The organism is Candidatus Protochlamydia phocaeensis, assembly GCF_001545115.1.
GTDB classification, from domain to species: domain Bacteria; phylum Chlamydiota; class Chlamydiia; order Chlamydiales; family Parachlamydiaceae; genus Protochlamydia_A; species Protochlamydia_A phocaeensis.
Genome location: NZ_FCNU01000007.1, coordinates 304,801 through 325,342, shown reverse-complemented (window position 1 = coordinate 325,342; position 20,542 = coordinate 304,801). Strand labels below are relative to the sequence as shown.

Sequence of the window (20,542 nt, the reverse complement as noted above, 5' to 3'; positions counted from 1 at the left end):
AAGCTTATGCTCTTCGTTTACTCAACGACAGGCAAGCGAGGGAGGGCTGCGCGCCGGCGCTTCAATTCCAGGTTGCCCAATTGCCCGCAGGCGGCCATGATCTTTTGTCCTTTAGTCTGGCGGAGCAATGTATAGTAACCTTGGTTGCGCAAATGAGCTGTAAAGGCTTCTAGAATGGGTTGTTCTGGAGGCTGATAGCGGTCGTTGCTTTGCGGGTTATAAGGAATTAAGTTGATTTTAACGTCTAGGCCCCTCAGATAATGGGCGAGCTGGTCCGCATGGGCTAAAGAATCATTCTGGCCTTTTATAAGCACATAAGCAATGAGCACCTGTCTGCCTGTCTGGCTGCAAAATGCTTTTATGGCTTCATAAAGCATCGATAAGGGATACTTACGCGTAATGGGCATCAGCTTGCAGCGGAGCTCGTCCGTCGGCGCATTCAGCGAGACGGCCAGATTGGGAAGCGGGCCATTCTCATTCATCAAGCGATAGATGCCGTCGATGCATCCGCTGGTAGAAATTGTCAGGTGATTCGGGCCAAAGCCAAAGCCATGCGGATCTGTAAGGATGCGGAAGGCTTGGATAACGGCATCGTAGTTGTCAAAGGGTTCTCCCATTCCCATGAAAACAATATTGCGCACAGAGAAATTTAGCAGGAAGCGGGCAACGAATAATTGGCTGACAATTTCTTCTGGCTTGAGATTGCGCAAAAGCCCCATGCGCCCGGTTTCGCAAAAAGCACAGCCCATGCGGCAGCCAACTTGAGAGGAGACGCATAATGTTCCTCCGGCCTGCATGGGAATAAGAACGGATTCGATTTCTAGGCCATCGGTTGTCTTAAGAAGAAATTTGCCCGTCTTGCCGTCTGTCTGCTCAGATGATAAAGAAAGCGCAGAAAAGTCCGTCAGAGCAATGATCTCTTGCAAAAGGGCTTGGGCATTTTTGAAGGCAGGGTGATGACCCGTCAATTTTCCGGTTCGGCACCACTCTTCATAAACGAGCTCGGCATGCTGGAAACCCTTGCCCAATCGGTCGCGCATCCAGGAAGCAAAGGCATGAGAAGTTTGAGATAAGATAGAAAGTTGTTTATCCACAAGATTATATAATGTGCACCGAAGAGGGCTCGAACCTCTAACCACCCGGTTCGAAGCCGGGTACTCTATCCATTGAGCTATCGGTGCATCTGAGAATTAGTGCATTTTAACAGCTAAGAGACTAAAATATATAAGGCATAGAATTATAAGTCAAAAATTATCCGCTTTCGGCAAGCTTTTTTCTTCTTCTCCGCAGTCCAATTTAAAATCTTAGAGGAAAATAAAAAATGAATACGCATGTTTTTGGAATGCCAAAGCATTAGAAAGAGAAACAAGGAAGACATGTCAGAGTCGTTTCAGCGCACGGAAGGCATTATTTTGCGCACCATCCCTTTCCGAGATTATGATCAAATTCTCGTTTTATTCACTCAAGATGCTGGGTTAATCAAGCTTCTTTATAAAGGCAGCCGGAGCAAAAAAAGGGGAGTGCAGGGAATTTGCATGCCCTTGACAAGAGTAGAAGTCATTTTTAAAGAAAAAAAGGGAGAAATTTTTAGTTGTCAGGAAATTTCCCTGCTGGACTCGTATCGCCCGCTCCGCCAACAATTATCTTCCTTAGAAGCAGGCTGCGAGCTGTTGCAAGTCCTATATGCTACGCAATGGGTTGGCAAGCCATCTCCTCAGCTTTATGCCTTATTGAAATATTATTTAGAAAAAATCCCCGCTATTCCCTATCCGGCTATATTGACTACAAGTTTTCGCCTGAAGCTCCTTAAGCATGAAGGGCTGTTAACGTTCCCTTTACGCTGCAGCCATTGCCAGCAGCCGCTTGTTTCGCAAGCCTATTCTTATCAGTCCGATCTTTTCTGTCTTCAACATCACGTGCCGGGCTCGCTATATTTACAACAAAAAGAATTAGACGTATTATATAAATTAATGGATTGCAAAACCTTTCAAGATTTAACCCAAGTTCTTCTTCCTGCTGATTTTAAGGCTAAAATGGAGATTTTTTTTAAGGAACGCATGCAAAAATAGCGAAAATCTGTTGCTTGTTATAGCGTAAAACTGGTATGCTTCTTTTTCTCTATATGCGAAAGTGGCGGAATTGGTATACGCGCTACTTTGAGGTGGTAGTGAGGGTTTCCTCGTAGGGGTTCAAGTCCCCTCTTTCGCAACTCTATTTCTTAGCTTGCATTTGTATTCCTTCCAAACAAAATCATTTTCTTTTATCACAGAAGACAACATCAATTAATTGTAGAATTACTATGGATTGCCGAGCCTATTGCACAGCCTCCTCCTATCAAATCAAATCTTTATATGAAAGTTTAAAGTCGCAAGGGGCTTCGCTTTATCGGGATGTCATCCATTTTCCCGTTCCGGGCGAGTCGATTGGCGATGTGTTTTATTTTTCCTATGGGGCTACTGTTTGCTGGGGGCTCACGCCTGAAAAATGCCGTTTTTATCTCAATTTAATCAAAAATTTTGAAGAACAGCCTTTAGCAATCGAAGATGTGGAAATGGATGAATTCACGTTCACCTTCGGCGATGTCCCCAAAATAGTCGGAGATGAAATCATTCTGCCTAATCGCGATGTGCTCAACCGCTTGGCTATTTCACATGGATTGGCCCAATCAGTCAAATTGGGGACATTCGAGAACGCGATTCGGCGTACGTTCAACCACACCAAGCATATTCCGGAGGACTTGGCAAAGCATGGCCGGATCCCCTTGTCAAGGCAAGAAATCCGCAAGAAAATGGGAGATCTATTTATTGAACGCAATTCCATTAACTTGCATTTAGATGTATTAGATACGCCCGAATTTTTTTGGGAATATTCGGAGCTTGAGCCCCTTTATGCCATGACAGATAATTACTTGGATATCGATGCGCGCGTGGAAGTGTTGAATCAACGCTTAGATGTTGTCCACGAACTCTTTGAAATGCTGGGCAATGAATTAAATCATCAGCACTCAAGCCGTTTGGAATGGACAATCATTTGGTTGATTATCATTGAGGTCTTGCTTTCCCTATTAAGAGATGTGTTTCGGGTTATTTAATCTCTGACTGCAGGCCAGCCATGCTTAACGCTTTATTAAGGGGATAGTAAAGCCGCTAACAACTTAGATTCAAGCGTTTTTCGTCTAGAGCCTGTCGTCAATTAAGCAAGGTCTTCTTCTGCTAGGGGAAAGAACTCGATTTAGGCTATTAGCGATTTAGTGATGCGTCCTAGACGGATAATCATCTCAAGTAGGGCTATTAGGTTTTAATATACCCTGCTTAGAATTCCCCATTCGGTTTTTCAGCTAATCTTGCATTCACTTCGCTAAGAGCCTTGGTGACAATTTCATCAATTCTAATGGCATCGGCAGTGACCCTCATTCCTTCTTCTATCATTTCTTGAATAACAAACGGAAAATGGGCTTCTTGTAATTGGATTTGGGAGCCTGATTCCCGGAGTCTCTGTACTTCTTGTACTCCTTGTACCCCTTGTTGAAAGGTCTTATTAATAGCATGAGGTGTTTGCGGCCCGAAGACTTTTCTTTGAACTTCTATTTTTTTGGGGCGAATAATCTTTATTGCTTCCACCTGTGGAGAGATGGGCCAATTCACGGATTCGCATTCAGTCTCTTCTACCACCAGAACGGCTTTTGTTGCTCTGTTGACATAGAATTCTAGGTTGACCTCCTCTTTAGGAAGCCCGACTTTTACATGCAAACCTCTTGAGTTTAAAGGAATTTCCTTGTTCTCCACAAAAACCCAGAATTTTTGCCAATGATACACAAGCGCGTTAAGGCATGATTTTAAGGCATTATCCTCACGATAGGCTTTATTATTCCATTGATCTGTTAGCTTTACCATAGCCTGGTGATGTGCTACTTTAAGCTGGTCCGTATAACTTGATTCTTCTGATAGCCGATCAGAACGGGCCTTATTAAGAGAGTTCACCTGCTCAATGAGCTTAAGCCAATCATCTATAATTTCGGGGTAAGCGGTCTTATCTTTTGCAGCCTTAAAGAGAGCTTCTAAATCTGTCCAAGAGGCTGATCTACAGAAAGTAATATAATACGTTTGCCTTTCCGGAGTGGGGGATAAAAAGGAATGCGAACTGCGCGCTTCCGAATTCTTTAGGAAGTATGAGACGATTTCATTATAACACTTTTTCTCGTCTTCTTTAAAATGAGAAATATTAGGAGCTATGTATACAGGTTTAGGATTAGGAAAAAGGAAACTTAAAATAAACATGTAAAATCCTTAATAAAAAAAATGATTCTAATGTTTTTATTAAATAAAGTCAATTATAAATAAAGTTGTTAAAAAATAAACAAAATTTTTTTCTTGGAAAGCTGAAACAATTCTTTTTAGTTGGATTGAATAGCTTCAGGAGAAGAGACTTCGGAGAGAGGGGAGCCTGAAGCAAAAGACAAGCGAAGAATCCAACAGCTTAAAAAGAATAAAAAAGCAAAGCAGGCAGTGGAATTGGTAAGGGCAAAAAATTGATTGGAAAGCTCTCTGGAAAAGAAGGGGCCTTCATTCCATAAAATAGTCGTCAAAGACGTATACTGAAGATAATTTCTAAATAAGCAAGTTCCCAGAAAGGCTGCCAAAGCGGCCAAGCAGGTTTTTGCCACATGAAGGACGAGGGCTGGAGTGAAGACAAGGCGTGCCTGCCTATAAAGGGACCAGCCTAAAAGGAATAAATTGACCCATGCGCTGAAACTGGTTGACAAGGCGACACTCATCGCTCCCCATTCAAAAACAGTGATGAAAAGGGTATTTAAAAAACAATTGATGAGCATGGTTAAAAAAGACCCTAAAGCGGGAAGGCGATAATTGCCTTGAGCATAAAAGGCCGGAGCTAAAATCAGGACAAGCGAAGAGGGGAGGAGTCCAATGCCGTATGCCCACAGGCAACGAGTTGTCCCACAGATCGATTCGTTTGTAAAATCGCCTCTGCCATAAATGAAGTTGACGCTGCTATCCCCTAGGACTAAAAGGGCAGCGGTCAAAGGCAACATAAGGGTGAACGTATTGATTAGGGCGTCATTGAGGAAATGGCGATAGCGTTCCCAATCCTGCGCTTTCAGGGCTCTGGAAAGAGGGGGAAGGATTGCCCCTGCAATGGCGATTCCAAACAGTGCCAAAGGTAGCTGTTGGAGGCGGATGGCATACCAGAGCATGGCTGGTCCTTCTGATTCTGCATAATAGGCAAACAAGGGATCGACGGCATTGTTGATTTGGGAGGCGGCGACCCCCACTATTCCCAAAAAAAGAGGCTTGCCCATGCGCCGCACATCGGGTGAAAAGACATGCAGGCGTTGCCAAAAAGAGGCCGATAAGGCGCGTTTTAAGAGAAATAGCGTTTGAGGCAGCGTCGTCAGCCACTGGCAGAGGCAGGCGAAGATGACGCCGCAAGCCAATAAAGGCATGGCGCTAGCGGGCTCTAAAGGCCTGAGAAGTAAAACTGCCAGAATCCAGACCCCGTTAAAAGCGACTGGAGCGACGCTGGGAGTAAAATAGCTTTTTTCACATTGCAGCAAGGAGGCATTAAGCCCAAATAAACAAATAAACAGAAGGCTGGGAAGCATGAGCAAAGTAAGAAAAAGAAGATCTTGCTGAGAGGCTTTCAAGTCCCCCCATTGCAGCAAGGCTCCAATCCCTAGGCAACCGGCCAGAATAAGCAGGCATAAAAAAACAGTCAACGTAGCGGCTAAATCCCGAAAAAAAGCAAATGCCTGTTGCTCTGATCGATGGCGCAAAGATTCAAATTCGGGAATAAAGGCAGACTGGAGAGCTCCTTCTCCAAAAAGGCGCCGGCAGACATGGGCTAAGCGGAAGGCGACCATAAAGGAAGAAACGGCAGGCTGAGTGCCAAATGCATAAGCCATTGCCATGTCTCTTAGCATGCCAGCTATTCGGCTCAATAACGTTCCCGAAAAAAAACGCTTGGCCGATTGCCGAATCGAATGAGTGGAATCTTTCATGGATGAGACTTAATCGAGTATCTGTTATTCTTGTCAAGAAGCAAAAGGCTTTGCTAAAATTTAGGGTGTGTTCACAAGCTTATCATGCCTCTATTCGAAATTATTTCTCAAGCAGATTACATGGCGAATCTAGGCGATTACCGGGTTGGGAAAACACCTTCGCACAATAGCAATAGGAAAAAAATGACTTCTCAAGAGATTTTAATTGGAGCGCATACCTCAACTTCAGGCGGGCTTTACCGTGCTTTGCTGGAAGGGCAGCGGATCGGAGCAACGACAATTCAATTCTTTACCAGCAATCAAAAGCAGTGGAAAGGACGGGCGATAACGAGCGAGGATTTGGCCCTTTGGCAAAAAACCGTGGCTGAAACGGGACTAAAGCAATTAATGAGCCATGACAGCTATTTAATTAATTTGGGATGTCCCAACGAAGAGAATTTAATAAAAAGTCGATTGGCTTTTCAAGAGGAGATAGCCCGTTGCTGTCAACTTGAGTTGGCTTTTCTCAATTTTCATCCAGGTGCGGCACTGACTGGCGATGTACAAGAGTGTTTGGATCGCATTATAGAAAGCCTTCTGCTAATGGAACCTCTTTTAGAGCAAGGCAAGACGCGTTTATTGCTAGAGGCAACTGCCGGGCAAGGCTCTTCTGTCGGGCATCGTTTTGAGCAGTTGGCCTATATTCTCAAAGCTGTTGAACATAAAATTCCGATTGGGGTGTGCATTGATACCTGCCATATTTTCGTTGCCGGTTATGATATCCGGACTCCTGAAGCATGGGATCAAACATTGGCGGAATTTGATCGGGTGATAGGTCTGCAGCATCTTTATGCCTTTCATCTTAATGACTCTTTAAAGGATGTGGGCTCGCGAGTCGATCGGCATCAACCTTTAGGAGAAGGCAAGATTGGATGGGAATGCTTTAGATTTCTCATGTCAGATGAGAGAACCCGCCATTTGCCAAAATACTTAGAAACACCCGATGGACCTGAGTTATGGGCAAAGGAAATCCAAGAATTGAAAGCATTTGTTTTGCCCACAAAAGAAACATTAACGTTAGCGGAGTAATTCATGCGTACAAAAATTAAAGACCTCAAATTTCCGCATCCGGGCTCTCCTTCATTGGTCGGGCATGTTATCAACATTAAAGGATGGATACGGACTGTTCGGAACCAAAAAACCTTTGCTTTTGTTGAAATAAATGACGGATCTACTCTGTCTAATTTCCAAATTGTTGCGACTCCCGATATTCCCGGCTATGCCAATTGGATTGATCAGCTTTCAACAGGTGTTTCCATCTCTGCTACGGGAACAATCGTTGAAAGTCCAGGAAAGGAACAATCGCTAGAAATGCATGCGACGGAAATTACAATTATTGGCAAATGCGATCCGGAAGCCTATCCTTTGCAAAAGAAGCGCCATACGTTTGAATTCTTGCGTTCAATTGCCCATCTGCGTCCGCGCACCAATACCATCGGAGCCGTGACCCGTGTGCGCAATGCTTTAGCATTTGCTACGCATCAGTTTTTTCAAAGCCGAGGCTTTCTCTATATCCATACTCCTATTATTACAGGATCTGACTGCGAAGGGGCCGGTAAAATGTTCCGTGTGACAACATTAGATCCCGCCAATCCGCCCAAAACTCCTCAAGGAAAAGTCGATTACACCCAAGATTTTTTTGGCAAGCCAGCCTTTTTGACCGTATCCGGTCAGTTGAATGGCGAGATTTATGCCTGTGCCTTATCGGATATTTACACGTTTGGACCAACTTTCCGCGCTGAAAACTCCAATACCTCACGCCACTTGGCTGAATTTTGGATGATTGAGCCGGAAATGGCTTTTGCCGATTTAAATGATAACATGGACTGCGCTGAAGCGTATTTAAAGTATGTGCTCAAATACGTGCTCGATAATTGCCAAGAGGATATGCAGTTTTTTAACAAACATGTCTCCACCGGATTAATCGATCGCTTGGAGCATGTGGTCAATACACCTTTTGAAAGAACCTCTTATTCCTATGCCGTGCGTATTTTGGAGAAAGCGGATAAAAAGTTTGAATTTCCCGTTAAATGGGGGCTTGACCTGCAGTCCGAACACGAACGCTTCCTTGCGGAAGAATTCTTCGCTAAGCCTGTTATTTTAACAGATTACCCCAAACAAATTAAAGCCTTCTATATGCGTGCCAACGATGATAATAAAACAGTTGCTGCCATGGACGTTTTAGTTCCAAAAGTAGGAGAAATTATCGGAGGCAGCCAGCGTGAAGAGCGCTTGAGCTATTTAGAGGCCAAATTAAAGGAATTTAATTTGCCGGCCGAAGAGTATTGGTGGTATTTAGAATTGCGCAAGTACGGCAGCGTTCCTCATTCTGGATTTGGAGCCGGATTCGAGCGCTTGGTTCAGTTTACAACGGGCATGGAGAATATTCGAGATGTCATTCCTTTCCCCCGTTACCCTGGAAGGGCCGACTTCTAATCGTCGGCTCCCAAGACAAATAAGAGAATGGCAGAGGCTCCATAGGCGGCTGCCTTTCTCTCAATTGGCATGGAATGGATGCAATCTAAAAGCCTCAAATAATAGATTATGATGGCTTTTAGGGCAGCTCCTAAGCCGTTACAGCTAAAAGGGTAATTTTGGATTGCTCGTTATGCAAATAACGGTTTGTATGCAGATGGGTCGCTTGAATGACACGTCTTTCCGCTTCAGCCAATGTATGCGTCATGCAACGGTGGCGAATTCTCAGCAGACGGTTAATTTGATCGATATTCAAGAGAGTAATGCGCGGGTCTTGCCCTAGTTGAGGCTCCACATTTCGTGGAACACAGAGATCCATGATTAATTTATGCCCGGCAAGATCTTTGGCTACGTCTTTTCGCTTGATGAGATAGTCAGGCGATTTTGTGCCGAAAATAATCCAATCATACTGATGCCAATCATTTAATTGACTCCATTCTAGCAGATCAATGTTATATTCGCCGGCCAGCGCCCGGGCGGATTCATCGGATCGGTTGCATAGCGTCATGCTGGCGAAATTCTTACCTTTCAAGAATCCCATAATCTTCTGGTTAATTTCCGATGCGCCAACAAATAGAACACGGACGGGCTCTGATGTTTTAAAAAAATGCTTTCCTGTCTGTAAAATGGCATGCTCTAAATTGGGCATGCCACGTCCTAACTGCAATTCTGTTCGAATTTTTTTTGCTATTCCAAGCGATTTTTGAAATAAAAAATGCAATTCTTTCGGTAAAAGCCGGCAATCGGCTGCCCCTTCATACGCCGCCTTGACCTGCCCTTGAATTTCCGTTTCGGCTATAATCGCACTGTCTAATCCTGATGTCACCCGGGTCAGATGGCAAAAGCAATCCACGCCAAAATAAGAGTATAGTTTATGATCAAATTCTTCGGCTACCTCGTGGCGTAAGATGCTTAATAGATAAGTATGCGTAATCGCTAGATCTTCTGAACTAAAATAGACTTCTGTGCGGTTACAAGTGGAGAGTAAAATAAAGTGATGGTTGTCCTGCACAAGCGACGTAGGGCCAAACCGCCTTTGACAAGCCTTTGCTAAAGCTTCCCGCAATTTCAAATCAGCCAATTTGTGATTAATACCGACTACACCTATCCGCATAAGGCCCAGCTCCTCTCTTTCAGTCGGGAAAATTGTATTTTTAGAAACCATCGAATGCACGGGATCTAATTTCAAGTTCTTTTTCCGAGAAGAAAATAATCTTGAATATAAGCAATTAGCAATTTAAAAAAACCTTCTTAGAGGGAATATTAAAACCGCTAATGACCAAGATTCGCATTCCTTCCTCCAAGGAAGCAATAGGAAATAGCGAGCACTATTATCCACTCAATAGTGCTCGCTATTTCCTATCGTCTCCTAGGAAGAAAATACTCTCAAATATCGATTATTAGGGGCTTTAATACACCCTCTTAGCATTCTTATAAAAAAATTCAACAATTCTTGCCAAATCATACTTTTAAATTTCATATAAATGCAGCGTTTAGAATCTGTCGTCAAATTGCTAATTGTCTATATTCACGATCATTTTCTCCCTAATAGAAAGCCTGAGATAAAGGGACAATGGGATGAAATATGGCTCGCTATCTGACACCGGCTTCTAGGAAAAAAGAATGCGAATCTCGGTCATTAGCGGTTTTAATCCCCTCTTATTGGTAGATCAAAAACCTATCCATACAAGCAATCTAATAAATATTGATATAGTTATTCTTTTAGTTGGTTTTTAATTTAAATTTTAAATTGGTAATGCAGTAAAAATTTAACTAATTAGTTAGTTTAAATTTTATTTAACATTTAATTAAATTTTAAATTTGTTTAGAATTTAAAATTTAATTATAATAATTTAAACTATTAATTTTTTATTTTAGTTAATTTTAAAAGATAAATAACCTAAAATTAACTACTTTTAATTAAAATTTTAAGTTAAAAATATGTATTCATCTAATAGTTATTTTAAAGATTTCTCTTTTGATCAATTTCAAGATAAAGAAAATTTTTTGGTTAATAATCAAAAAATATTAAATCCGGAAACTAGCGTTCTTCCGCTTCCTGTTCAGGCGATTTTTATCCAAAGAGATCGGTCTCCTTCTTATTCTTCTCCGCTTAAATTTGCGAAATTAACATCAGAAGAAAAGATGCGATCGAGAGAGAGTGAGGAAGAGAGCACGCTCAAGCTCTCCAGAGAAATGAAACGGTCTCAAAAAGTGGCCAAGCGCTTGTTTTCAGGCATCTCTGATATGGAAGATCTAGAAGAGGGGGGAGTGCTTATGAAAGCGTCTTCTTCTCGTGAGGGCTTACCAGTAGAATCAGAAGACGGACAGGCAGGGGACGGCTTTGAAGGAAGCCTGTTTAGCGAGTGTTCTGGAGAAGAACAACCCGTTTTTAAAGTGAACAGGCGTTTATTTGCGGATATCTCGGAAGATCTTTTCTTGGAAGAAGAAAAAGCTTATTGGGATCCGGGGTTTTTAAGTATTCAAGGATCAAGCTCTTCGCAAGTAGAGTGGGCTTATTCTTCGAAAGACATTCCGGCATTAGACACAGGATTAGAGTCAGAGCTTGAATCGGAGCCGGTTTCTGAATCAGTTTTAAATCAAAGTCTGGAAGACCAAGAAGACTTTTTTACCTCCCATGAACCCGAGCAATGGTTTCCTTTAAAGATTAAAAAGGGACGGGGAGGAGGCGAGAAAATCGCAATAGAAATTCCGGCAAATTTAAAGCGTGTTAAGCGGCTTATTTACGTCTTTCGAAATAAAGCGACCGATCCGGAAACCCTTTTGATCGGAAAAACGGGATCAACCTTTCAAAGTCGCATGAGCAGGTATGCCACTCTTATTAATACAGGCATAAGCAAATCCTTTTCCGAAGAAGAGAAGGAAGAAAATAAGCAGTTTGTACAAGATATAAAAAACAACCTTGCCCAATTTGAAGTCGGCTTATTATATGCCTTGCAGCCAGATGAAGATCTCAATGCATTTGAATCTAAGTTTATTGAACATAAAGGAGCCATTCATCCTCTTTATAATCAACGCAAGGGAGGCGCTGGTGGTTTAGCACGGTCAGAAGAGAAGCCGACGACTTATGGAATTCCCCAAATTGGTGAACCTTTCACTCCGCCTAAGCGCTATCCAGTCCGTTTGGATGAAGAGGGAAGAATTAGGATTCAATTCACTCCCGGGTTTGACCGCTATGTTAAACAGTTACAGGATTCTATGGTTGATCCCGAGCATCAAGGGTGGATCTATTCTTACAAAAAGAAAGGAACGTCTCGCCATTACTGTGGAGGAACGGGGCAAAGGAAGCCCGGAAATAGAGGTAGGCAGCATTGCTACGCCGCAGAGGTCTTTCAATCCAAAAATAAAAAGAAGTATAATCCCGATAAGAAAGATGGGATTTTCCATCCTGCTTTAGGTACTAACCCGGAAGAGTTTGAGTTCAATGTCCTGCCTATCTTCTATGGAAATCCTGAAGCTCTTAGCCAATCTGATTCCGTTGAAAAAACCGAGTATGTTTTTTTCTCCTCTCTAGCTGCAGCCGAGGATTTTGCCTCGCAACACAAGGAATCGTACACGAAAGGCTTTAATAAATATAAAGCGGGCGGAGGGCCGATTGCCGACCGCGCTAAGGAATAGCGTCTAGTTGATACTGTGCTATAAAACAGGTTCATGGCCTTGCTTATAAAGCGAGAGAAAGCGGCGTATTTCCTCGACCGAAAGCCAGTCGGTATTGGTATGAGACGCATACACAAAATCGGGTGGGACGGGAGTCCCGGCAACGGGCAGAGAGAGATGCTCGCTTGGAAGGCGCTCATCAGTCGCCAACTCGGGAAGAATGACATAGTGGCGGTCAAACTCAGCTGTATGGCGGGCATCGTCTGCGCTGATCATGAGCTCGTTGAGCTTTTCTCCCGGACGAATGCCGCAAATTTCTCGAGGCAAGTGCGGAGCGATGGCTTCTGCCAAGTCCATAATTTTAATGCTGGGAATTTTGGGAACGAAAATTTCCCCTCCCTTCATTTGTTGAAAGCATTGACAGACAAAATCGACGGACTGGTCAAGAGTAATCCAGAAACGCGTCATGCGCTCATCCGTCACGGGTAAAGCCTTGATGCCTTGGTCGATCAGTTTCTGCCAATAAGGAATAATGCTTCCGCGGCTGGCCGCTACATTCCCATAGCGGACAACAGAAAAGAGGGGATGGCCTTTGGCTCCTACATAAGCATTTCCCGCTACAAATAACTTATCCGAACACAGCTTAGTGGCCCCATATAGATTAACCGGATTGACGGCTTTATCCGTTGAAAGGGCAATGACTTTTTTGACGCCGCAATTGATGGCCATGTCAATGATGTTCATGGCCCCGTTGATATTTGTTTTAATAAATTCCGAAGGATTATATTCAGCAGCAGGCACTTGCTTGAGGGCTGCGGCGTGCACAATCATGGTGACCTCATTGAAGGCGCGAGCCAAGCGTTGCGCATCGCGGACATCGCCTAAAAAATAACGGATTTTCGGGTGGTCAAAAATGGGATCGCTTCGGCGCATCTCCCATTGCTTCCACTCATCCCGGCTAAAAATGATCACTTTGCGGCAAGTGTTTTCGGTTAAAATACGCTTAGCCAGCGCTCTTCCAAAGCTTCCGGTTCCTCCGGTGATGAGAATGGATTGATCGGCAAACAGAGAAGAGGTTGGGGAAAGCATAGCGTATCTCCGGGGTTAAATATCTTTACTGCACTAAGTATGCCAAGAGTTCCTGTGCTAAATCAAAGCATTTGTCATCCAATTAATGGAAAATCCGGCTGAATTGTTTCGGCTGCCGTTTAGATTTTTACCCTGATCTTTGAATTGCTAGATTCCAAATCGCTATTGAAAAATATTAACTATATCTAATTTAAAAAGAGCTTAAATTCTTATAAAATAGGATTAATTATTCTTGTTAATATTGTTAATTAATGATTTGGCAATTTTTGGATTTAATTGCTAAAAAGAGCTGGATTTTGAATTCTTTTTGCGGTATATTTTCTTTGTTCACCACTTAAAAAATTTACAGTTATGGCTAAACAATACGACGAAAGTACGGTTAAGACATTAGATGCATTAGCTCATATTCGTTTACGTTCGGGTATGTATATTGGTCGCTTGGGCGATGGGTCTAATCCTGACGATGGCATATATATTATGCTAAAAGAAGTCATCGATAACAGTGTCGATGAATTTATAATGAAGTATGGCAAAAAAATTATTGTACAAGTCGATGAAGACCGCGGCTGCGTATCTGTCCGGGATTTTGGGCGAGGCATTCCACTGGGCAAAGTGATCGATTGTGTCAGCCAAATCAATACGGGAGCTAAATATAATGATGATGTTTTCCAATTCTCTGTCGGGCTCAACGGGGTCGGAACGAAGGCTGTCAATGCGCTGTCCAGTCATTTTCTAGTACGCAGTCATCGCGATGGGGAATATGTCGAGGCGCTCTTTAGCCAAGGGCATCTTAAAGCTGAGAAGAAAGGAAAAACAAGCGAAACGAATGGGACTTTTGTAGAATTTATCCCAGATCCTGAAATTTTCAAAAAATATCGCTTTCAAAAAGAATATATTCTCAAAAGAATTTGGCATTATGCTTATCTCAATTCCGGTTTAATCCTTGAGTTCAACGGAGAGAAAATTCAATCGTCTAATGGACTTCTCGATCTATTGAATGCCGAAGTGACAGAGGATCGTTTGTATGAACCTCTGCATTATCGGGGCAAATTGCTGGAGTTTGCTTTCTTGCATACGCATAGCTATGGAGAGAGCTATTTTTCCTTTGTAAACGGCCAATACACGTCGGATGGGGGAACGCATCTATCCGCTTTTCGCGAAGGAATCTTAAAAGGCGTCAATGAGTTTGCCAAAAAGAACTTCCAAGGCGTGGATGTGCGTGAGGGAATCGTAGGAACGGTCTTGGTTCGGGTAAAAGATCCCATTTTTGAATCGCAGACAAAAAACAAGCTAGGGAACAACGAATTGCGCGGACCGGTTGTGCAAGAGGTGAAGGAGGCGGTTGTCAATCTGCTGCACAAGCATCCTGAAACGGCCAATCGTCTCATTGAACGCATAGTCTTCAATGAAAAGCTGCGCCGCGAGCTGGCAGCTGTCAAGAAAGAAGCCAAAGAGAAGCAAAAGAAAATTTCATTTAAAATCCCCAAGCTGAGGGATAGCAAATACCACTTCCAGGACCAATCCGCCTATAGTGATCAGACCATGATCTTTTTGACGGAAGGGGATTCGGCAAGCGCTTCAATTGTCGCTTCTCGTGATCCGCTGACTCAAGCTGTCTTTTCTTTGCGCGGCAAGCCTTTGAACGTATTCGGTATGAAGCTTGACCAGCTTTATAAGAACGAAGAGATGTTCAATTTGATGAATGCCCTTAACATTGAAGATGACATTGCCTTGTTGCGCTATAATAAGGTCATTTTGGCTACCGATGCCGATGTAGATGGCATGCATATCCGCAATCTATTGATCACCTTCTTTCTCACGTATTTTGAAGGATTGGTGCTCAATGGGCATCTCTATATTCTAGAAACGCCTCTTTTTAAAGTGCGCAATAAAGATCAAACGATTTATTGCTACTCCGAAGAAGAAAAAGAGCGGGCGATAGCTAAATTGAAAAAAGGCATAGAGGTCACTCGCTTTAAAGGGTTAGGGGAAATTTCCCCTTCAGAATTTAAGCAATTTATCGGCAAGGATATTCGCTTGATTCCCGTTACGATTCATTCCTTTTCTGATATCAAGCCGACTTTGCAGTTCTATATGGGAAAAAACACTCCTGAGCGCAAGCAATTTATTATGCAGAATCTCATCAATGAAGATGAGCTGGTACCTGCAGCCCTCGCAGAAGCATAAAGGGGCAAGCGGGATAATCAAAGTACCTGAGGCGTGTCGGCAATTAGACAATGGCGGAATTCGAAGTCTTTTCTTAGGGAAAAAATGCGAATAGGAGGCCATGGCCAATTGACGATATGCCCTAATGCGATGGATGAATCGTTTTATAGGTTTTCTGTAAGAGGCATTAAACCCGAAGAGCGCAAAGCACACGCGTATAAAGAGAAAGCGAAACGTATGTCTGCTTTGGCCTACGGTTAAAATCAAGATTTGTCCAACGCTTCACCTAATTACATTTAATTTGGGAATTTCCATGGAAGATATTAAACAATTGATGCAGCATCACTACATCAAATATGCCTCCTATGTCATTCTAGATCGGGCAATCCCTCATGTGATTGATGGACTTAAGCCTGTCCAGCGCCGCATTCTTTACACGCTCTGGCTCATGCATGACGGCAAACTTCACAAGGTAGCCAATGTGGCAGGTCAAACAATGGCCCTTCATCCCCATGGCGATGCCCCTATTGTTGAGGCATTGATCAATATCGCCAATAAGGGCTATCTGCTTGACAAGCAAGGAAACTTCGGCAACCTTTATACCGGCGATCCGGCAGCTGCGGCGCGTTATATCGAAACGCGTTTGACACCTTTGGCCAAAGAAACGTTATTTAACGCGGATTTAACGGCGACGATTGCGTCTTATGACGGACGTCATCAAGAGCCTATCTGCCTGCCTGCGAAAATTCCGGTTGTTTTACTGCAAGGGGCGGATGGCATTGCGGTCGGGATGTCGACGCATATTTTCCCGCATAACTTCCTCGAGTTATTAGAGGCCGAAATTGCAATTTTAGAAGACAAGCCTTTTACCATTCTGCCTGATTTTCCAACAGGTGGAATTATGGATGCTTCCGAATACGATAAAGGGAGAGGAAAGGTTCGCCTGCGGGCGAAGATTGAGGTTCGGGATGCCAAAACGCTTGTCATTAAAGAGATTTGCTATGGGACGACGACAGAATCGCTGATCCGCTCCATTGATGAGGCGGCGAAAAAAGGTAAAATCAAAATTGAAGCCATTCATGACTATACGGCAGAGCAAGTCGAAATTGAAATCAAATTGCCAAGAGGACAGTATGCTCAGGATCTATTAGATGCGCTTTATGCCTATACGGAATGCCAAGTCTCGTTAAGCTCCCAGATTGTCGTCATTAAAGACAATATGCCTTGGGAGACGGATGTCGATTCCATTCTCAGGCTGCACACCGAGAAGCTTCAAGAGTATTTGCGGCGCGAGCTGGAAATTGAGCGCGACCGTTTGAAGGAAAAGATTTTTGAAAAAAGCCTGGAGCAAATTTTTATCGAAAATCGTCTCTATAAATTGATAGAGAACTTAGATTCTTATGATAAGGTGCATCAAACCATTGCAACTAGCCTGGTGCCTTTTCATGCTCAACTTTTGCGTGAGCCGACTCATGATGATCGCGAACGTTTGCTCAGCATTCCGATTCGCCGCATCTCTCGTTTCGACTTGACGAAGAACCAAGAAGAAATTTTATCTTATACAACGCAGCTGGCACGCGTTGAAAAAGAGTTGAAGAGCATTAAAAAAGTCGCCATCCGCTATCTGCAAGGACTCATTAAAAAGTTTACCAAAGACCATCCAAGACGGACAGAGGTCCAGGCGATCCAGCAAGTCAATACACGGGCAATGGAAACGCGCCAGATCAAAGTCGGCTTCGATCCAGCCTCTGGATTTGTCGGCACAAAAGTGGCCAGCCAGCACATGATCGAATGTACAAACTTTGATAAAATCTTAGTCATTTTCAAAGATGGAACCTATCAAGTGATTAACATCCCGGAAAAGCAGTACGTCCATCATAATGGCAATAAGGTCGTCTATGTAGGAGTTGCGGATAAAAAGACGGTCATTTCAGTAGCCTATCGCGATCCGGAGACGCATTATGTCTATGCCAAGCGTTTCATTATCGATAAATTTATTTTGGATAAAGTGTACCGTTACTTGGACGAAGGCATGAATTTGGAATTTATCTCGACCGAGCCTCAGAATACTCTTGAATTGCAGTTTATTCCTAAACCGCGCATGACCGTGACAAAAGCGCAATTTCAGGTAGACAGTGTTGCCATTAAGGGGGTGACCGCCAAGGGGGTGAGAATGGCAAACAGAGAAGTGAAAAAATTGGTTTTGGTCAAATCTTAGAGGGAAACATTGAAGATAGAGTGCAAGCCCAAAGCGGAAAGAAAAGAGATTCTAACCGTCTTTCTAGACGGAGAACCCTGGCGGGATGTCCATATTGCCATTTTTGGGCGTTTTCCCGCTTTTCCCACCTGTTTATCTATTCAGGAATGGACGGCGGCATTTGAGCTGTTAGAATATAAACGGGTGAAAAATTATGTCATTCGCAGACTGGCTGCTCAGAGTTATCACTCGGAGCAACTGAATAAGCTTCTTCGCGAGCGGCTGGTACAGCCTCCTACCATTCAAAAAATTATTCAAGAATGCCAAGAATGGGGATATCTCAACGATGAGGCCTGGATTGAAAATTTTGTTCGGGCTCATCAAAAAAAGCAAGGACTGCGCGTTATCCTAGCCAAACTTCAGGCAAAAGGACTATCTACTGAGAATTTGCAGCACATTCGAGAGCAATGGATAAATCCTGAAGAAGAAACACTGGCGATTCGCCGCTTAATTCAGACCAAGTACCGCTCGAAAGATTTATCTCAATACAAGGAAAAACAAAAAGTATTTGCTGCTCTCATGCGAAAAGGCTACCCTTTTGAGTTGATTCAGGCTGTCTTGTATTCTTGTGACCAATCAGAATCTTGAAAATTTTACCATTTTTGAGGAACTTTAGCATCGGCTGCTATCAAGAAATCTCTTTCTATCAACATTTCGCTCAAAGGAATGAATTCTATTATGTCTTCGTCCATACCAGCCTCCTTGAATTGCTTTTTAACTTCAGATAAGGTCTGAAAATCACTTGATTTGGATTTTATGTTGCGGGCGTCATAGTCACTTTTATAATGTTTCCTAAATTCATCATCCGGAGCAATGACACACGCCCTTAATTTTTCTTTGGTATGGCCTTTTACGCTATAATCATCTCGTGGGTCTTCGGCATGATAATAGTGCTGTTTAAAGTGTTTAGCGAATTCAGTGTTAAATGTATCATTTAAGTTGGGGACGGTAGATGGCTTTATCTTACACTTTTCTAAAGTCATCCTAATCATGCGACTTACCCAATTATTCTTGCTTTTATCGCTATAAATGTGATGAATACGTCCTTGGGGTAAATGACTATATTTATCTAAATCTCGATAATTGAGAGTCCATCTTTCCTCATCTGTATCGGAAGGAGGCGTTGCTCTGAACGCTATAGAGCGATTTAAAAGAAGTGCTAACCGCTCTTCAAACTCAATTTTTTGCTCTAAGGATAGGGCGGTTGTATCTACATCTTCCATTGTCTTGGCAATAGCCTGTTGAATTGCAGTAGAGAAATTTTGGCGAAGAATCATCATGTGAGGATGGATGTTGATTAATTCCTTCAATGCAACCCATATATGTTTTTCATTTAAAAGATAAGGCACTGTTGAGTTAGTCAAATATGTTGTCCTTTCACTATCAAATTCAACTGTTCGAGGTAGGCCAAAAGCAATATGACCATAGCGAAATTCAGGGGCAGTGGAAAAGAAAGCACCAAATCCAGATTGGGCAGGTAGCGCTTCAATACCTGTTTTAGCAATTGAAGTAGCGGCATCAGCATTAGTTGTGTGAAAGTATTGGGGAATAGAAACAGCCTCTCCTTTTTCTGCAGCTTGTAAGCGCTCTTGTTGACGTAGCTGAACGTTAGTCAATTTCTCTATAGCCAATTCGATTCCAGACTTAAAATTTAATTTGCCATCAAAGGTAAATTTCGGTTCTTCTTCTTTTGATCTTCCGGATTCTGTTAATTCTTTTTCCAATTTCAAGAGATTAGGAGAATCCTTATGCGACTTTGACGAAAGAAATCCAGAAAATGTATAAGACCGTGGTCCCACATGTTCGTGTATATATGATAAAGTAAAATCATCGTTGAGGTATGTATCTTCTTTAACCTGTTCTTTAATTTTTTGTTTCTCGATTTCAGTGAGGACAATTCCTTTTTCCAATGCTTTTGCATTAAAGGCTTCCATGAATTGATCAATTAAATGATATCGGATATCTCTAACAGGATTATCCTTTTTTACTTGTTCAATAAAAAGGGGAAAAAAAGAAGGAGGAATCATCTCTTTTAGTTCAGGGATCGTTTTGGACCCATCTAGAATAGCAGATTTTAAAAGAGTAATTTTTTGCTGAGCTTTTTCAGAGATATACGTTAACTTGCCCTTGATCACTCCCCGATTAGTGTCAATCTCCTCTAAATTTTTGCCAAGATCTCTATAAAATTCTTTAGCCACAGCATTATTGACATCTCCCATATTTTCCCAATTTTCTAACAGCTTTTGCATGGCTCGCTGTCGGTTAAGGCTCATATTAGAAGCTGTCTTTTCGATCAGTGTCTTTAGACTACCTTTCCAACTTTCAATTTGCTTAGAAGGGCGAGGATCTTGATTTAACCTGTTTAAAATATTTTGCAGCTTAATTAAATGAAAAGGTTGATCAAATAAATCGACCTGCTTCTCCAAATCTTGTAAAAATTGATCCATAGAATAGGTTGTAGAAGGCAAATCTGCGAGGGGGTCTTTTGAGCCTTTATGTAAATAATAATTGGTTCCTTCGAACAACTGGCTTAACTTGCCTTCCCTTATAGCGTGATCTCGACCAGATTCGGTAAATCCTCCTTGAGTATAAAACATGAGGCGGTTGCGCATGTTGGTAAAAGAAGGACCCCATTGCTCAACTTTTCCACGACCTTGATCCCTCTTCCCTGCTGGAGCTCCAATTAAGTCCGCATCGGCAAATTCCTTCTCTAATAGTTTGATCGCCTTCTTAAAATCTTCTGCTCTATTTGGGCCATTAAAATAAAATAAAAGTTTAGGTTCGCAAGGATCTTCAAGGACAGTTTGATCAGATTTGCGTTTAATCTTATCCGATTGCACGATTTTTCCATTGATATAAGGCATAGAGTTTAAAGCTTTAAG

14 protein-coding genes and 2 tRNA genes are annotated in these 20,542 nt (G+C 42.6%); 9 read left to right on the top strand and 7 right to left on the bottom strand.

Annotation, left to right across the window (positions count from 1 at the left end):
- Positions 1 to 17: 17 nt before the first annotated feature.
- Together rlmN and BN3769_RS02380 are read right to left on the bottom strand one after the other, a co-directional pair.
- A complete protein-coding gene (rlmN, locus tag BN3769_RS02385; RefSeq protein ID WP_068467161.1) occupies positions 18 to 1,094 on the bottom strand; it encodes a 23S rRNA (adenine(2503)-C(2))-methyltransferase RlmN in 1,077 nt (358 codons plus the stop codon).
- Between the two features lie 14 nt (positions 1,095 to 1,108).
- Positions 1,109 to 1,181, bottom strand: a tRNA-Arg gene (locus tag BN3769_RS02380).
- A 195-nt stretch (positions 1,182 to 1,376) separates the two neighbouring features.
- Between BN3769_RS02380 and recO the strand changes: the two genes are divergently transcribed.
- The 3 genes from recO to BN3769_RS02365 all read left to right on the top strand — a co-directional run bounded on the left by recO (position 1,377) and on the right by BN3769_RS02365 (position 3,091).
- The gene (recO, locus tag BN3769_RS02375; protein WP_068467159.1) at positions 1,377 to 2,069 is read left to right on the top strand and encodes a DNA repair protein RecO; all 693 of its coding nucleotides are present in this window, start codon (positions 1,377 to 1,379) and stop codon (positions 2,067 to 2,069) included.
- 55 nt (positions 2,070 to 2,124) lie between these two features.
- Positions 2,125 to 2,208, top strand: a tRNA-Leu gene (locus tag BN3769_RS02370).
- Between the two features lie 91 nt (positions 2,209 to 2,299).
- Positions 2,300 to 3,091 carry an RMD1 family protein gene (locus tag BN3769_RS02365; protein ID WP_068467488.1) on the top strand — a complete coding sequence of 264 codons (792 nt, stop codon included), beginning with the start codon at positions 2,300 to 2,302 and terminating at the stop codon, positions 3,089 to 3,091.
- Positions 3,092 to 3,311: 220 nt separating this feature from the next.
- Here BN3769_RS02365 and BN3769_RS02360 read toward each other — a convergent pair whose 3' ends face one another.
- On the bottom strand, positions 3,312 to 4,277 hold the full coding sequence (locus BN3769_RS02360) for a hypothetical protein (protein WP_068467157.1): 966 nt from the start codon (positions 4,275 to 4,277) through the stop codon (positions 3,312 to 3,314).
- Between the two features lie 116 nt (positions 4,278 to 4,393).
- On the bottom strand, positions 4,394 to 6,016 hold the full coding sequence (gene murJ / locus BN3769_RS02355; RefSeq protein WP_068467155.1) for a murein biosynthesis integral membrane protein MurJ: 1,623 nt from the start codon (positions 6,014 to 6,016) through the stop codon (positions 4,394 to 4,396).
- A gap of 183 nt (positions 6,017 to 6,199) precedes the next feature.
- On the opposite strand from murJ, the gene BN3769_RS02350 reads away from it, so the two are divergent.
- Together BN3769_RS02350 and asnS are read left to right on the top strand one after the other, a co-directional pair.
- Positions 6,200 to 7,084, top strand: coding sequence for a deoxyribonuclease IV (locus tag BN3769_RS02350; RefSeq protein ID WP_068467486.1), 885 nt, complete (start codon positions 6,200 to 6,202; stop codon positions 7,082 to 7,084).
- A gap of 3 nt (positions 7,085 to 7,087) precedes the next feature.
- On the top strand, positions 7,088 to 8,491 hold the full coding sequence (asnS, locus tag BN3769_RS02345) for an asparagine--tRNA ligase (RefSeq protein WP_068467153.1): 1,404 nt from the start codon (positions 7,088 to 7,090) through the stop codon (positions 8,489 to 8,491).
- Positions 8,492 to 8,621: 130 nt separating this feature from the next.
- On the opposite strand, the gene BN3769_RS02340 is transcribed toward asnS, so the two are convergent.
- Positions 8,622 to 9,644, bottom strand: a complete 1,023-nt coding sequence (locus BN3769_RS02340; protein ID WP_068467485.1) for a glutamyl-tRNA reductase — start codon at positions 9,642 to 9,644, stop codon at positions 8,622 to 8,624.
- A gap of 827 nt (positions 9,645 to 10,471) precedes the next feature.
- Between BN3769_RS02340 and BN3769_RS02335 the strand changes: the two genes are divergently transcribed.
- A complete protein-coding gene (locus BN3769_RS02335) occupies positions 10,472 to 12,169 on the top strand; it encodes a hypothetical protein (RefSeq protein WP_068467151.1) in 1,698 nt (565 codons plus the stop codon).
- Positions 12,170 to 12,187: 18 nt separating this feature from the next.
- On the opposite strand, the gene pseB is transcribed toward BN3769_RS02335, so the two are convergent.
- Positions 12,188 to 13,237: a UDP-N-acetylglucosamine 4,6-dehydratase (inverting) gene (pseB, locus tag BN3769_RS02330; protein WP_068467149.1), complete on the bottom strand. Its 1,050-nt coding sequence runs from the start codon at positions 13,235 to 13,237 to the stop codon at positions 12,188 to 12,190.
- Positions 13,238 to 13,588: 351 nt separating this feature from the next.
- Between pseB and BN3769_RS02325 the strand changes: the two genes are divergently transcribed.
- The 3 genes from BN3769_RS02325 to BN3769_RS02315 all read left to right on the top strand — a co-directional run bounded on the left by BN3769_RS02325 (position 13,589) and on the right by BN3769_RS02315 (position 18,248).
- Positions 13,589 to 15,424, top strand: a complete 1,836-nt coding sequence (locus BN3769_RS02325) for a DNA topoisomerase IV subunit B (protein WP_068467147.1) — start codon at positions 13,589 to 13,591, stop codon at positions 15,422 to 15,424.
- Positions 15,425 to 15,716: 292 nt separating this feature from the next.
- A complete protein-coding gene (locus BN3769_RS02320) occupies positions 15,717 to 17,621 on the top strand; it encodes a DNA topoisomerase IV subunit A (protein ID WP_068467146.1) in 1,905 nt (634 codons plus the stop codon).
- Positions 17,622 to 17,630: 9 nt separating this feature from the next.
- Positions 17,631 to 18,248: a regulatory protein RecX gene (locus tag BN3769_RS02315; protein WP_068467144.1), complete on the top strand. Its 618-nt coding sequence runs from the start codon at positions 17,631 to 17,633 to the stop codon at positions 18,246 to 18,248.
- Positions 18,249 to 18,253: 5 nt separating this feature from the next.
- Here the strand turns inward: BN3769_RS02315 and BN3769_RS02310 are convergent, their stop codons facing one another.
- Complete coding sequence (locus BN3769_RS02310; RefSeq protein WP_068467141.1) at positions 18,254 to 20,524, bottom strand: hypothetical protein; 2,271 nt, start codon at positions 20,522 to 20,524, stop codon at positions 18,254 to 18,256.
- Positions 20,525 to 20,542 lie beyond the last annotated feature (18 nt).

Coding starts and splice junctions, on each gene's coding strand:
- recO (WP_068467159.1), top strand. CDS start 1,377: ATGTCAGAGTCGTTTCAGCGCACGGAAGGCATTATTTTGCGCACCATC.
- BN3769_RS02365 (WP_068467488.1), top strand. CDS start 2,300: ATGGATTGCCGAGCCTATTGCACAGCCTCCTCCTATCAAATCAAATCT.
- BN3769_RS02360 (WP_068467157.1), bottom strand. CDS start 4,277: ATGTTTATTTTAAGTTTCCTTTTTCCTAATCCTAAACCTGTATACATA.
- murJ (WP_068467155.1), bottom strand. CDS start 6,016: ATGAAAGATTCCACTCATTCGATTCGGCAATCGGCCAAGCGTTTTTTT.
- BN3769_RS02350 (WP_068467486.1), top strand. CDS start 6,200: ATGACTTCTCAAGAGATTTTAATTGGAGCGCATACCTCAACTTCAGGC.
- asnS (WP_068467153.1), top strand. CDS start 7,088: ATGCGTACAAAAATTAAAGACCTCAAATTTCCGCATCCGGGCTCTCCT.
- BN3769_RS02340 (WP_068467485.1), bottom strand. CDS start 9,644: ATGCGGATAGGTGTAGTCGGTATTAATCACAAATTGGCTGATTTGAAA.
- BN3769_RS02335 (WP_068467151.1), top strand. CDS start 10,472: ATGTATTCATCTAATAGTTATTTTAAAGATTTCTCTTTTGATCAATTT.
- pseB (WP_068467149.1), bottom strand. CDS start 13,237: ATGCTTTCCCCAACCTCTTCTCTGTTTGCCGATCAATCCATTCTCATC.
- BN3769_RS02325 (WP_068467147.1), top strand. CDS start 13,589: ATGGCTAAACAATACGACGAAAGTACGGTTAAGACATTAGATGCATTA.
- BN3769_RS02320 (WP_068467146.1), top strand. CDS start 15,717: ATGGAAGATATTAAACAATTGATGCAGCATCACTACATCAAATATGCC.
- BN3769_RS02310 (WP_068467141.1), bottom strand. CDS start 20,524: ATGCCTTATATCAATGGAAAAATCGTGCAATCGGATAAGATTAAACGC.